This window comes from Mesorhizobium sp. M7D.F.Ca.US.005.01.1.1 (genome assembly GCF_003952545.1).
In the GTDB taxonomy this organism is placed as follows: domain Bacteria; phylum Pseudomonadota; class Alphaproteobacteria; order Rhizobiales; family Rhizobiaceae; genus Mesorhizobium; species Mesorhizobium loti.
Map to the genome: position 1 here is coordinate 3958728 of NZ_CP034453.1, position 13073 is coordinate 3971800.

Consider the following 13073-nt stretch of genomic DNA (forward strand, 5'->3'; position numbering starts at 1 on the left):
TGGGCCGTCAGGGCCCGGATCCGAAAAACGCCAGCCGGGTGAAAAGGGTGTAGTCGGCTTCGAAGATCATCATTGTCACGAACACCAGAACCAGTATCGGCGGCAGGATGATCGCATAGGCCAGCGCCAGCCGTTCCCAGGCCATGTGCATGAAGACGGCGACGATCAGCCCTGCCTTGAGGATCATGAAGATCAGGATCAGCGACCATCTGAGATAGCCGTGAAGGCCGAAATAGTCGACCAGGTAGGAGCATGTGCTAAGGATGAACAGCCATGCCCAGACCACCAGATAGAGCTTGATCGGATGTTCCTGATGCACGTCGGCACGGGCGGCGGCCGCCGGCGCTTCATGTGCATGACCAGCGTGAAGTGCGTGTTGTCCGAGGCCGTTTGCGGTTGCTTCAGCCATGTCTGCCTCTCACCAAAGATAGAAGAATGCGAAGATGAACACCCAGACCAGATCGACGAAGTGCCAGTACAGCCCCATGATCTCGACATTCTCGTAGCGACCCGTGCGGCTGGTGAAGAAGCCGCGCCGCCCGGTGTCGAAATCTCCGCGCCATACCTTTCGCGCCACGATGATCAGGAAGATCACCCCGATCGTCACATGGGTGCCGTGGAAACCGGTGATCATGAAGAAAGACGAACCGAATTGTGCGGCGCCCCAGGGATTGCCCCAGGGGCGCACCCCTTCAGTGATCAGCTTGGTCCATTCGAAGGCCTGCATGCCGACAAAGGTCGCGCCGAGTGCCGCGGTCAGAAGCATGAGGATTGCCGTCTTGCGGCGGTCGCGGCGATAGCCGAAATTGACCGCCATGGCCATCGTTCCACTGCTTGAGATCAGCACGAAGGTCATGATGGCAATAAGGATCAGTGGGATATCCGAGCCGCCGATACGAAGCGCAAAGACCTCGCTCGGATTGGGCCACGGCACGCGGGTCGAAATGCGCGCGGTCATGTAGGATAACAGGAAGCAGCCGAAGATGAAGGTGTCGCTGAGCAGGAAGATCCACATCATGGCCTTGCCCCAGGACACGTTCTTGAACGCGCGCTGATCCGAGGACCAGTCGGCTGCAATGCCTTGCCAGCCCGCGGGCCGTGGCTCCGTCTGGCTGATATGCGTCAGTGTCTCTGCCATCCGCTTGGTCCCCTTAGGTCAGCAACTGTCGGCAAATATCGATGAACGTCGCGGCCCAACCGGCCAGCAGCGCGAAGATCGCGAGCCAGACGAAGAGCAGGAAATGCCAGTACATGGCGCACAGTTCGACGCTGAGACGAAGCCGCTCCGGCCGCGCTCCATTCCAGGCGCCGGAGGTCGTTCTGCCGAGGCCCACCAGCCCGCCCACTATGTGCAGGCCATGCATGCCGGTGATCAGGTAGAAAAAGCTGTTGGCTGGGTTGGAGCTCAGCAGATAGCCATCTTCGGTCAGCTGCCGCCATGCGATGAGCTGTCCGATCAGGAAGGCGAGCGCCGTGAGCCCGGCCGTGGCAAGGCCGAGCCTGACCATGTCGATCTGCCGCTTGCGCGCGGCGACGACGGCGCATTGCAGCGCGACGCTGCTCAAGACCAGCACGCCAGTGTTCAGCCAGAGCAGCCCCGGCAGCGGCAGCGGCTGCCAGTCCGACACCGCCATCCGCATGAAATAAGCGCTGGTGAAGAGCGCGAACAGGCAGCCGACGACGGCGAGGAAGACACCGAGGCCGATCTTGGCGGTGGGCAACGCCGACCGGTCAAAGCCGACAAAATCGCTGGCCAGGCCTTGTTCGAGCCATGGCTTGGTCATCAGCCTCTGGTGCGAAAGCCACCATCCGGCAAAGCCGGCGATGACGAGCAGGAAGACCAGGATGACACTCATGCCGGCTCCCTTGAGGGACCGAAGGAGCCCGGCATGTTCTGCGGGATGAAGTCCTCCTTGGCGCCCGGTACGCTGTAGTCATAGGCCCAGCGATAGACGATCGGCAGATCCTTGCCGAAATTGCCGTGGGCCGGTGGTGTTTGCGGCGTCTGCCATTCGAGGGTCGTGGCCCGCCACGGATTGCCGCCGGCCTCGCGGCCATGGCGGATGCTCCAGATCAGATTGAATAGAAACACCATTTGGGCAAAGCCGACGATGAAAGCCATGATGCTGATGAACGAATTCAGATGGTGGGCCGACTCCGTCATAACAGTCATGTCGGTCAGTTCAGCATAGCGCCGCGGCACACCCATCAGGCCGAGGTAGTGCATGGGGAAGAAGATCAGGTAGGCGCCGAGGAAGGTGACCCAGAAATGGAACCGGCCCAAGGTCTCGTTGAGCATCCGGCCGGTAGCCTTCGGGTACCAGTGGTAGATCGCGCCAAAAACCACGAGGATCGGGGCGACGCCCATGACCATATGGAAATGGGCGACGACGAACATCGTGTCGGACAGCGGAACATCGACGACGACATTGCCGAGGAACAGGCCGGTCAGCCCGCCGTTGACGAAGGTGACGATGAAGGCCAGGGCAAAGAGCATAGGTATGGTGAGATGGATGTCGCCACGCCATAGGGTCAGCACCCAATTGTAGACCTTGATGGCGGTCGGAATGGCGATGATCAGCGTCGTGGTGGCGAAGAAGAAGCCAAAATAGGGGTGCATGCCGCTGACATACATGTGGTGTGCCCAGACCACGAAGCTCAGTGCGCCAATGCCGACGATGGCCCAGACCATCATCCGGTAGCCGAAGATGTTCTTGCGCGCATGGGTGCTGATCAGGTCGGATACGATGCCGAAGGCCGGCAGCGCCACGATGTAGACCTCGGGGTGGCCGAAGAACCAGAACAGGTGCTGGAACAGGATCGGGCTGCCGCCATTGTGCTGCAGTTGCTCGCCCATCTCGGAGATCGCCGGCATGAAGAAGCTGGTGCCGAGGACGCGGTCAAGCAGCATCATCACGCTGGCGACGAACAGCGCCGGAAAGGCGAGCAGCGCCATGACGGTTGCGGTGAAGATGCCCCAGACGGTCAGCGGCAGGCGCATCATTGTCATGCCGCGCGTGCGGCCCTGCAGCACCGTCACCACATAGTTCAGGCCGCCCATCGTGAAACCGATGATGAACAGGATCAGCGAGGAGAGCATCAGGATGATGCCCCAGTCCTGGCCGCCTGGCGTGCCGCTCATGATGGCTTGCGGCGGGTAGAGCGTCCAGCCGGCCCCCGTCGGTCCGCCGGGTGCAAAGAAGCTCGACACCAGAACCAGCACGGCAAGCAGGTAGATCCAGTAGCTCAGCATGTTGACATAGGGAAAGACCATGTCGCGCGCGCCGACCATCAATGGGATCAGATAGTTGCCAAAGCCGCCGAGGAAGAGGGCGGTGAGCAGGTAGATCACCATGATCATGCCGTGCATGGTGATGAACTGGTAGTAGGCTTCCGGGGTGATGAAGTCGAACGTACCGGGGAATCCGAGCTGCAGCCGCATCAACCAGGACAGAACCAGGGCGACCAGGCCTATACCCGTTGCCGTCGCCGAATACTGGATGGCGATGACCTTGGCGTCCTGCGAGAAGACGTATTTCGTCCACCAACTGTGCGGATGGTAGAGTTCCATTTCCGCGACTTCGGCCGGTGGGATGCCATCTGCAGGCGTGATGTCGACCATAGGAACACCTCCGTGTCCTTTTCAGCGAGACCCGACCGTTTCGAGCCTTGCTGCAATTTTCAAACCTGACGCCATCTTGCCCGGCGCCTGGTCCGCCGAGCCCGTTTGCTGGGGTGCCGACAACTGGGCGAAAGTCTGCTGCTGGCCAAGCCAGGCCACGTAATCTTGCTGCGTGTCGACCATGACCACACCATGCATCAAAGGATGCCCTTGGCCGCAAAGTTCGGCGCACAGGACCTGAAAGGTTCCGGTCCTGGTCGGGGTGAACCAGAAATAGGTGACCGAGCCCGGGATCATGTCCATCTTGGCGCGGAATTCCGGCACATAGAAATCATGCAGCACATCGATCGAGCGAAGCAGCATCTTGACCGGTTTGCCGACCGGCAGATGCAGATCAGCCGCTTCGACCACGACATCGTCCTGACCATTGGGATCGCTGGCAATCACGCCCAGCGGGTTGTCAGCGGTGACGTCGCGGGTGTCGGACGTGCCAAGCTTGCCGTCCTTGCCGGGCAGACGGAAACTCCACTGCCACTGCTGGCCGACGACTTCGACATCGGTTGCGTCGCTCGGGACGTGGACAAACCGGCTCCAGACGAACAGGCCGGGAACCAGCAACGCCGTGACCCCGACCGCGGTAACGATCGTCAGCCACGATTCGAGCCGCTTGTTCTCCGGTTCGTAGGCCGCCCGGTTTCCTTCCCGGTGACGGAAGCGGAAGACGCAATAGGCCATGAACAGGACGACGGCGGCGAAGACGAAGCCGGTGATCCAGAAGGTGATGATGATGGTGTTGTCGATATAGGCCCAGTTCGAGGCAATCGGCGTCCACCACCATGGGCTCAGGAGATGAAACAACACTGAGCCCACGACGATCAAAACGAGTACAAGCGCTACGGCCATGTCCCGTTCCTCCCGGCATTCCAAAGGGGCGCGCGAAGCTGTCCCGTCGAATGCCAAGTTCATCATGCTCTTTTTGCGGTCGAAATTCCAGAGCCGACTATCTTGACGGGAAAAATGCCGGCTTTTGCCGCCGCGACCCTTCCGAGAAGGGCCGGCCCTAGATCAGCAGCAGGCCCTTCATGCTGGCGTGTCCCTTCCGCCCGATGATGATGTGGTCGTGCACGGAAATGCCTAGGCGCTTGCCGGTCTCGATGATCTCCTTCGTCATCTCGATGTCGGCGCGCGACGGCGTCGGGTCGCCTGACGGGTGATTGTGGACCAGGATAATGGCGGTCGCCGAGAGTTCGAGCGCGCGCTTGATCACTTCCCGCGGATAGACGGGCGTGTGGTCGACAGTGCCTGTCTGCTGCACCTCGTCGGCAATCAGCGCGTTCTTCTTGTCGAGGAACAGGATGCGAAACTGCTCGCGCGCCTCGAAGGCCATGGCTGAACGGCAATAGTCGAGAAGCTGCTGCCAAGACGAGAGGATCTCGCGGCCGTGGACCTCGCCGCGTGCCATGCGCTGCGCCGTCGCGGCGACGATTTTCAGGTCGAGTGCCACCGCCGGGCCGATGCCCTTGACCTCCTGCAGCAGGCCAAGAGGCGCGCCAAGCACTTCGGCCAGCGTGCCGAAGCGCGCCAGCAGCGCCTTGGCCACCGGCTTGGTGTCGGCGCGAGGGATCAGGCGAAAGAGCAGAAGTTCCAGCAGTTCGTAATCGGGCAGGGCGTCCGGACCTGCCGAGGCAAAGCGCTCGCGCAAGCGGTCACGATGGCCGAGATAATGCGGCTTTTCGTCTGCCGCCTTGGCTTTCGCCGCTGGCCGCATCGGCACTTCGGCGAAGAAACTCCGCTCGTCGTCGTCGCTGATGTTCCCCATATGCCGCCCACACTCCTCCGATGCGAACATTAAAACCGTTCTGGACTGGATTGAAAACCGTTCTGTTCTGCGAGCGTGAGATGACCGGCGCGGGGGGCATGCCAGCTTTTGCCATCAACTTCCGGCTTCTCTCGTGCAGGCGCCAAGATGAGACCAAGATTGCGCAACAAAACTTAACATCACTTCACGCATGCAGCCACTTTCACCTGAAATAGTCAGAGCATCAGGGGCTCACCGCCTCGCTGTTCTGGAGCACGCATGTTCGCCAAGATCGATTCTGGAATGTTCACTGGCCGGGCCTCTCTTGCGGCGATGGCAATCCTGTTTTCAACGCATTCGGGGATCGTGCTGGCGGCCGACGCCATTGCAGTCGATGCCGACGATTTCACCCCGCCGCCCGAACCTTCCCGTTTCGGGCGCATCGAACAAAAACTGGCCGACTGGCACGTCGTGCTTGGCGGTGGCGCCATCATCGTCCCCAAATACGAGGGCAGCGACGAGTTCAAGATCATGCCGGTGCCTTTCGTCACGGCCACATTCCGCGACACGGTGACGATCGATCCGACAGGCGCCAACATCGCCGTCTATGACCAAGGGCCGTTCGCATTGCGTGCGCGGCTTGGCTATGAGATGGGTCGCAAGGAAGACGACTCCGATCACCTGCGCGGCTTGGGCGATGTCGACATGGGCGCGACAGTCGGCGCGAAGGCCGCGGTGAAGTTCGGCCCGGCTGAAATCTTCGCACAACTGGACAAGACCATCGGCGGCAGCGATGGCCTGTTGGGCACGATCGGGATCGAGGTGACCCAGCCTCTGTCGCAATCGTTGATGATCGGCGCCAGCGCATCCGTTGTCTTCGCCGACGAAAATCACATGCAGGCCTATTTTGGCGTCACGCCGGAACAGTCGGCTCGCTCGGGGCTGGCGCGCTATGATGCCGGCGCCGGGTTGAAGCGCGCCGATTTTTCCGTCTCCGCCACATATATGCTCAACGAGAACTGGATGGTGCGTGGCCAGGCGGGGGTCGGCATTCTTGTGGGTGACGCCGCCGACAGCCCTATTGTCGTCGACAAGATCCAGCCTTCCGGGATGCTTCTTGTCGGATACAGGTTTTAATGCCCACACAGGTAACGATGCAGGCTGCGGCAAACGCGAGCCGGAGCGATTTGAACGCCAAGTTCAAATCGGCAAGGCAGGATTCGCGTATCCTTATTGTCGAAGACGATATCGAGATCGCGCGCATGCTGGGTGAGACGCTCACCGATAACGGCATGATCGTGGAAATTGCCGAGAGCGGCGTCCAGATGAATGCCGCGCTTCGCAACCACAAATTCGATCTCATCGTGCTCGATGTCATGCTGCCGGGTGAGAACGGTCTCAACATCTGCCGCCGTCTTCGTACGGGAACGAACATTCCGATCCTGATGCTGACTGCGCTTGGCGAAGAAATCGACCGTATCTTCGGACTGGAAATCGGCGCGGACGATTATGTGACGAAACCATTCAGCGCGCGCGAGCTGACGGCCAGGATACGGGCGCTGCTGCGCCGCACGGCCTATGCTCCCGACGAGCGGGACCGGTCGAAGGTGCTTCGCTTCAACGGCTGGAGCCTCGATCCGATCCGCCGGCAATTGCATGATCCGAGCAATGCGCGGGTTGCGACGACGACGCATGAATTCGACCTGCTGCTTGCGTTCTGCCGCAATGCGGGCCGGGTTCTCTCGCGCGAAGAACTGCTCAGCGTGACCCACGCCGGGCTCGCCGGACCGATCGAACGAAGCGTCGATGTGCATGTCAGCCGGATCCGCCAGAAGATCGAAAAGGACGCGCGCGATCCGGTGCTTCTCAGGACTGTTCGGTTGGGTGGCTACATCTTCACCGCAACGGTGGAGGAAGCATGAGGGGTTTCGTCCGCCGTTTTCTGCCCCAGTCCGTGCGCGGGCAGTTTGCGGCAATCATTTTCATCGCGGTGATTGTGATCATGTCCGTCGGATCGGTCGTCGAGAGTTTCATAGAGAACGTCGACCTTCCCGTTGTGGAAGATAGCGCCAGGCGAGCGGCCGTTTTTGCTGCCTTGCTACGCGAAACGCCAGCGCAAGCGCGTGGCGCAATTCTGGCGACAGCTGCGCGAGCTGGTTTTGATCTCAAGGTGCTGCCCAAGGAACAGATCCGCAGCATTCCCTATTCCTATCTGCAGTGGCGAAGTATCGAATGGCTTTTCCGCATCGACAGGGGGGCGGTTGATGGGCGCTGGATAAGGATCGGCGGCCGATACGCGTTTGTGATCGACCTCGACCAGCATGACGTCCTTGCTCATTTCGGTATGCCCGATTCCTGGCTGACATCTGGCTTCGTGCGTGCCTCGTTCTACAGGTTCATGGCTTTCGTCGCCTTGCCCGTCCTGATCTGGCTGTTTGCGGTATGGGCCGTGACGGGCCCGCTGAAGCGCATCTCGGCGGCAGTCGGGTCGGCCGAGATTGAGAATAGCGACCAGCTTTTCGTCGAACGCGGCTCCATTGAGATGGTTGGGCTGGCGCGCGCCCTGAACAGGATGAGAACGCGTATCCGAACGATGATAGAAAACCGCACGCGCATGTTGCGCAGCGTCAGTCATGATCTGCGCACGCCTTTGACGCGGCTGCGGCTTCGCGCCGAGCGCATGGATGATGGCCCCGTTCGAACCGCGATCCTCTCCGATGTCCAGCACATCGAAGTCCTGATCGACGAGACCCTGACCTATCTGCGCAACGACGTTTCGACGGAGAAGCTGCAGCGCGCCGACATTGCCAGCGTTCTGCAAACCGTCTGTGCTGAATTCTCCGATGTCGGGTTTCCGGTCTCATATTCCGGACCGGATCGGCTTCTGGGCTGGTGCAAGCCCAATGCACTGGCGCGGGCGATTGCCAATCTCTGCGACAACGGGGTCAAATTCGCTGGCAATGTCACGGTCGCATTGACGGCGACCGACACGGCGGCACGCATCACGGTTGGCGATGACGGGCCGGGCATTCCGATGACGGCGCGCGCTCGTGTTTTCGAACCGTTCTTCAAAGAAGATGCGTCGCGCGGCATTGCATCGAAGCATGGCTTTGGCCTGGGTCTTTCGATCGTTGCCGACATCGTCCAGGGACACGGCGGCAGGATCGAATTGCAGGACAATCAACCCAACGGACTGGTCGTCACCATCGACCTGCCGAATGGTCCAAGTGCCCAACCGTCTTAGACGGCCTCGTGCCGGGTAAGACGACGCGCTTTAAGCCGGCAGGCCGGGGCGGTCGAGCTTTTTGGGCGACAGGGTGAAAATCTCGCAGCCGGTGTCGGTCACGCCGATCGTGTGCTCGTACTGCGCCGACAGCGAGCGGTCGCGCGTCACCGCGGTCCAGCCGTCCGACAGAACCTTCACGTGCGGTCGGCCGAGATTGATCATCGGCTCGATGGTGAAGATCATGCCGGGCCGCATCTCGACGCCCTCATTGGCACTGCCATAGTGCAGGATGTTCGGTGCGTCATGGAAAAGCTGGCCGACGCCGTGGCCGCAGAAATCGCGCACCACCGAGCAACGCTCACCCTCGGCATAGGTCTGGATGGCGGCGCCGATGGCGCCGGTGCGGGCGCCGGGCCTGACCGCCGCTATGCCGCGCATAAGGCATTCATGCGTGACTTCGAGCAGGCGCTCGGCGGCGCGCTTGATCGTGCCGACCGGATACATGCGCGAGGAATCGCCGTGCCAGCCGTCGAGGATGTAGGTGACGTCGATGTTGACGATGTCGCCATCCTTGAGCGGCTTGTTGTCGGGAATGCCATGGCAGACGACATGATTGATCGAGGTGCAGGACGATTTCGTGTAGCCGCGATAGTTGAGTGTCGCCGGCAGCGCGCCGTGGTCCATGCCGAATTCGAAGACAAAGCGGTCGATGGTTTCGGTGGTGACGCCGGGCTCGACCATCGGCACCAGTTCGTCGAGACAGCGCGCGGTGAGATCGCATGCCTTGCGCATGCCGGCAAAGCCGTCCTCGCCATAGAGGCGAATCTGGCCGGTATTTCTGAGCGGTGCCGTGGCGGCGTCGAGATAGGTGACCATTTTGTCCGTGTAGTCGGTAGGGCTCTGCAAGAGAGCCGACGTGAAAATCTCCCCAGATTTGGCACTTGAGGGCAAAAGGTTCAAGGAAGAACTGCCTGATGCAGCCGTGCATTCGGGATATTTGCCTTGCATAGGGTAATGTCTCGCCGGGTTTTGCCCGGTTTACTTTCCTTTCTGGCCATCGTGCGGTAGGGCGGGTGATGTTTTCGAGATCGCGCCCCTTCACGGCCAGGCAAGCCAGATGGCTTGAAGCGCCGCTGACGGCAGCCTGCTCATGCCTGATGGGCATGGTGCTGCTGGCGATGCTATGCCTCGGCCGGCCGGCGGCGCCAGCCTTCGCGGATAGTGCGCCGAGCGGTGCCAGCATCGGTGTCGAGCGGTCTGGCGAGGTGGCGGCGCTGCTGCGTGTCACCGGTAAGGTGCAAGCGCTGGAAGTTCGCGCCGTCCGTCCGGCCCTGGTCAAGTTCGCCGGCGGCCACCCCGCCCTGCCGGTCCCCGACGCTGTCTTCCCCGGGGTCGAGCGCACGCTGCCGGGAGCGGCTGTTTCGGGATACGGAGCGGCCTCGGCTCCGAGGGCGGGCACCAACCAGCCGCGCGCACCGCCGGGCATCGCGGCCTAAGCGGTCCAGAGCCGCACCCTTCACCTCTTCACTATCCCTGTTCGCGTCGTGATCGTGCGGCGGCTGTGGCCGCGCCGCGGTCGCGCGGCGCGGCATTTCCGGACTATTTCAATGCAACAACGCATCAAGACTTTCAAAACCCTGTCGCGTGCGGCCTCGGCTGCCGCGTTCCTCTCCGTTCAGGCGCTCATCTGCATCGGAACCGTCTATTGGGCGGTTGCCGAGACACTCGGCCTGTCGCCGATGTCGGCCCTTGTGCTCGGCGGCATCTTCGCCGTGCCGACGATATTTGTGCTGATCACCGCGATTCGCATGGCTTTCGACGCGGAGACGGATCCAGCGAACCAGTGAGCGCAGTCGCCCAAAGCATATCCTCGATTGTTTTGGGCGACGTGGCTGTTCAGCGACCCAAGTGACGACACATTTCTGGGTCAAAAGCCTGTCAAAGCAACTTTTGACGACGAATGGCGTAGCCTCGGTGACGCCGGTTCGGGAGATAGGAAATGGACAGACTGCAATTCGAGGTGCCGGTGCGCATCGCACCCGCGCCCGGCCTGCCAGTCGAGGAGATTTACGGCGTCGAGCAGGCGCTCGATTTTCTTCAGGACTGGCCTGCGCGTCGTCAGGGCCCGATCTATCAGAAAGCGTTCAACGCCTGCTTTGGCGCCACGGTGGACGTGGTCAAGACCGAGGATGCCTGCCGGGCATTCATGGCGTTTTGCCGGGCGAGCGGACTGATGGCCAGGGACATGATGACGCCGCGCAAGCGCGGCGGTGAGGCAAGGGCGCTCCAGGCCTGAGGGCCGTCGCCCGTTTCACCTGCCCAACGCCAACGATGGCGTTTGAACGCACACGGCGATGTCGTGGGCGTATGGCTGCGCCTTTTGTCCCCGACGACCTCACCAGGCGCACCAACGTCAGCGCCGTTAAGCTTCCGTTTCCACCTTCCCGGCTACGCCATTGCTTGTTGGCAATGGTTGATTCGTTGCGTCAGTCTCATGGTTCGGAAGATGTCCCTAGAAAAAGTTCGTGCATTCCCGATCGACCGTCAGGTATTCTTGGTCAGGGAAGTTGCCGCCAAGCTCGGCAATCTGCATGGCGAGACCGCCACCTCCTTCTGGAGGGCCAAGGCGTCGGAGTTGCTCGATCGCGTGGTCGGATCCGGCAGGGACAGAACAGCAGCCAGCGATGAAGTGCGCAGGTTCTTCCTGGCCGTACAGAGAGAGATGATGGCCGAAACGGCTGCGGAGTCGATGCCAATTCTTTCCGCTTAAAGCTGAACCGGGGTAGCAACACATCGGTGTTCGCCACCTTCGACGGCAAGTTCGCCGATCGGATGCAGACCATGGCGGCAATATCGAGTTCAGGGTGAACTGGTAGGCAAGGGCACGGAGTGCTCGCTGGCTCGGTATCCGATGGAGTGGGTCCCGGTTTGCCGCGCATAAATCCTATCGCGAATGGATGGCAGTCCTGCCCCATAGCGGGTCACTTGCCACCATCTCCGCAATTGCATTGTTAGCAAACGGTAAACTGTCGCCGGCAATCGTCCACGTGGGATGCGGGCTTTTGGTCGTGTTGCTGCCTTTAATGCCGTCGATCGGCCATGAATCTCCTTGTTCTGGATGCCAATAGATCACTGGTCAAAATTGAACGGAACTTTTTAGCCGTTCGTTCATATATGCGTGCTTTCTAATCTATGCCATGGTCTCCAATTGCTTCACCCGAATTCGGCTTGTGGCGGACGGTATATGCCGGAGCACCCGCGCAAATGTTGCCACCATTTTCGCCCTGACGTTGCCGATCGTTGTCGGCGCCGCGGGCTTCGGTGTCGAGACCTCCTATTGGTACTACAACAGCCTGAGACTGCAGGCGACGGCTGATGCCGCCGCCTATGCCGGCGCGCTTGAACAGGTCTCGGGTTCCGACAAGCCGACAATCGTCGCGGCCGCGACCCAGTCGGCAGCGACGAACGGACTGGGCTCGGGCACCATCGTCGTCAATACGCCGCCAGCGTCCGGACCGAATACGGCGAAGAAAGCGGTCGAGGTGATCGTCGGCCAGAAGCTCGACCGGATGTTTACCTTGATCTTCACGCAGGCCCAGGTTCCCGAACAGGCGAGGGCGGTCGCCCTCATCACCAACGCCTCGAAGGCCTGCATGACCGCGCTCGATCCGGCCGCCCCGCAGGCAGCGCTGTTTTCCGGCAATACTATCGTGAAGGTTACCGGCTGCGTGGTGATGTCCAATTCGATCGCCCCTGACGCCATCAAGCTTCAGGGCTCGGCGGGCCTCCAGATCGATTGCCTGATTTCGGCGGGCGGCGTCTGGCTCAGCAATCCCGTCACTACGGTCTGCGCGGCCCCGATCACCCAGGCGCTGCCTGCCGCCGATCCATTTGCCGACCTGCCAGCCCCGGCGGCCTCGAACCCTTGCCAGAACGACAACAAGCCGACGCTGAGCCCAGGCACCTATTGCGGCGGCATGACGCTGAAGGGCAATGTCACGCTTTCGCCTGGCGTCTATGTCGTTCAGGGCGATCTCAAGATAAACGCCAACGCGGCCATTATCGGCAGCGGTGTGACCATCTTCATGTCGGGCAGTTCGACCGTCAGCATGAATGGCAACGCCTCTGTGAAGCTCAGCGCGCCGACCTCGGGCACCTATTCCGGTGTGCTGTTCTACGGCGACAGGACCGGTACCCCCGCATCCAGCACATTCAACGGCACAGCGGACTCGCTGCTGACCGGAGCCATCTACTTCCCCAAACAGCAAGTAAACTATCTTGGCAACTTCTCAGGCAACGGCGGCTGCACCCAGGTCGTCGCCAATACGATTCAATGGTCCGGCAGCACAACCATCAACCAGGATTGCACGAGCCTCGGAATGCGCGACATTCCGGCGGGGCTGTCCGTGGCGCTGGTAGAGTAGCCT

15 protein-coding genes are annotated in these 13073 nt (G+C 61.1%); 8 read left to right on the top strand and 7 right to left on the bottom strand.

Annotated elements, in window-relative coordinates:
* Positions 1–7: 7 nt before the first annotated feature.
* From EJ076_RS18900 to radC, 6 genes are all read right to left on the bottom strand, one after another.
* The gene (locus EJ076_RS18900) at positions 8–409 is read right to left on the bottom strand and encodes a cytochrome C oxidase subunit IV family protein (RefSeq protein ID WP_126068904.1); all 402 of its coding nucleotides are present in this window, start codon (positions 407–409) and stop codon (positions 8–10) included.
* Positions 410–418: 9 nt separating this feature from the next.
* Complete coding sequence (locus EJ076_RS18905) at positions 419–1138, bottom strand: heme-copper oxidase subunit III family protein (RefSeq protein ID WP_126068905.1); 720 nt, start codon at positions 1136–1138, stop codon at positions 419–421.
* Between the two features lie 13 nt (positions 1139–1151).
* Positions 1152–1856: a cytochrome c oxidase subunit 3 gene (locus EJ076_RS18910; RefSeq protein ID WP_126068906.1), complete on the bottom strand. Its 705-nt coding sequence runs from the start codon at positions 1854–1856 to the stop codon at positions 1152–1154.
* Entirely contained in the window at positions 1853–3622 is a 1770-nt protein-coding gene (gene ctaD, locus EJ076_RS18915) for a cytochrome c oxidase subunit I (RefSeq protein WP_126068907.1), read from the bottom strand. Before ctaD ends, EJ076_RS18910 begins: the two co-directional genes overlap by 4 nt.
* A 21-nt stretch (positions 3623–3643) precedes the next feature.
* Entirely contained in the window at positions 3644–4525 is an 882-nt protein-coding gene (locus tag EJ076_RS18920) for a cytochrome c oxidase subunit II (protein WP_126068908.1), read from the bottom strand.
* A gap of 157 nt (positions 4526–4682) precedes the next feature.
* The gene (gene radC / locus EJ076_RS18925) at positions 4683–5441 is read right to left on the bottom strand and encodes a DNA repair protein RadC (protein WP_126068909.1); all 759 of its coding nucleotides are present in this window, start codon (positions 5439–5441) and stop codon (positions 4683–4685) included.
* Positions 5442–5699: 258 nt separating this feature from the next.
* Between radC and EJ076_RS18930 the strand changes: the two genes are divergently transcribed.
* From EJ076_RS18930 to EJ076_RS18940, 3 genes are read left to right on the top strand one after another with little or no spacing between them, the layout of a single operon-like run.
* Complete coding sequence (locus tag EJ076_RS18930; protein WP_126068910.1) at positions 5700–6557, top strand: MipA/OmpV family protein; 858 nt, start codon at positions 5700–5702, stop codon at positions 6555–6557.
* A 17-nt stretch (positions 6558–6574) separates the two neighbouring features.
* The gene (locus tag EJ076_RS18935) at positions 6575–7342 is read left to right on the top strand and encodes a response regulator transcription factor (RefSeq protein ID WP_164548865.1); all 768 of its coding nucleotides are present in this window, start codon (positions 6575–6577) and stop codon (positions 7340–7342) included.
* Positions 7339–8664 (top strand): HAMP domain-containing sensor histidine kinase, encoded by a 1326-nt coding sequence (locus EJ076_RS18940; protein WP_126068912.1) that lies wholly within the window; start codon positions 7339–7341, stop codon positions 8662–8664. The genes EJ076_RS18935 and EJ076_RS18940 overlap by 4 nt, the downstream gene beginning before the upstream one ends.
* Positions 8665–8694: 30 nt before the next feature.
* On the opposite strand, the gene map is transcribed toward EJ076_RS18940, so the two are convergent.
* Positions 8695–9522, bottom strand: coding sequence for a type I methionyl aminopeptidase (gene map, locus EJ076_RS18945; RefSeq protein ID WP_109671569.1), 828 nt, complete (start codon positions 9520–9522; stop codon positions 8695–8697).
* A 200-nt stretch (positions 9523–9722) separates the two neighbouring features.
* On the opposite strand from map, the gene EJ076_RS18950 reads away from it, so the two are divergent.
* From EJ076_RS18950 to EJ076_RS18970, 5 genes are all read left to right on the top strand, one after another.
* On the top strand, positions 9723–10142 hold the full coding sequence (locus tag EJ076_RS18950) for a hypothetical protein (RefSeq protein WP_109671549.1): 420 nt from the start codon (positions 9723–9725) through the stop codon (positions 10140–10142).
* Between the two features lie 111 nt (positions 10143–10253).
* A complete protein-coding gene (locus tag EJ076_RS18955; protein ID WP_109671548.1) occupies positions 10254–10493 on the top strand; it encodes a hypothetical protein in 240 nt (79 codons plus the stop codon).
* Positions 10494–10645: 152 nt separating this feature from the next.
* Positions 10646–10942 carry a DUF982 domain-containing protein gene (locus tag EJ076_RS18960; RefSeq protein WP_013532001.1) on the top strand — a complete coding sequence of 99 codons (297 nt, stop codon included), beginning with the start codon at positions 10646–10648 and terminating at the stop codon, positions 10940–10942.
* 42 nt (positions 10943–10984) lie between these two features.
* Entirely contained in the window at positions 10985–11416 is a 432-nt protein-coding gene (locus EJ076_RS35825; RefSeq protein ID WP_245462834.1) for a DUF6074 family protein, read from the top strand.
* A gap of 427 nt (positions 11417–11843) precedes the next feature.
* Positions 11844–13070: a pilus assembly protein TadG-related protein gene (locus EJ076_RS18970; protein ID WP_164548683.1), complete on the top strand. Its 1227-nt coding sequence runs from the start codon at positions 11844–11846 to the stop codon at positions 13068–13070.
* Positions 13071–13073 lie beyond the last annotated feature (3 nt).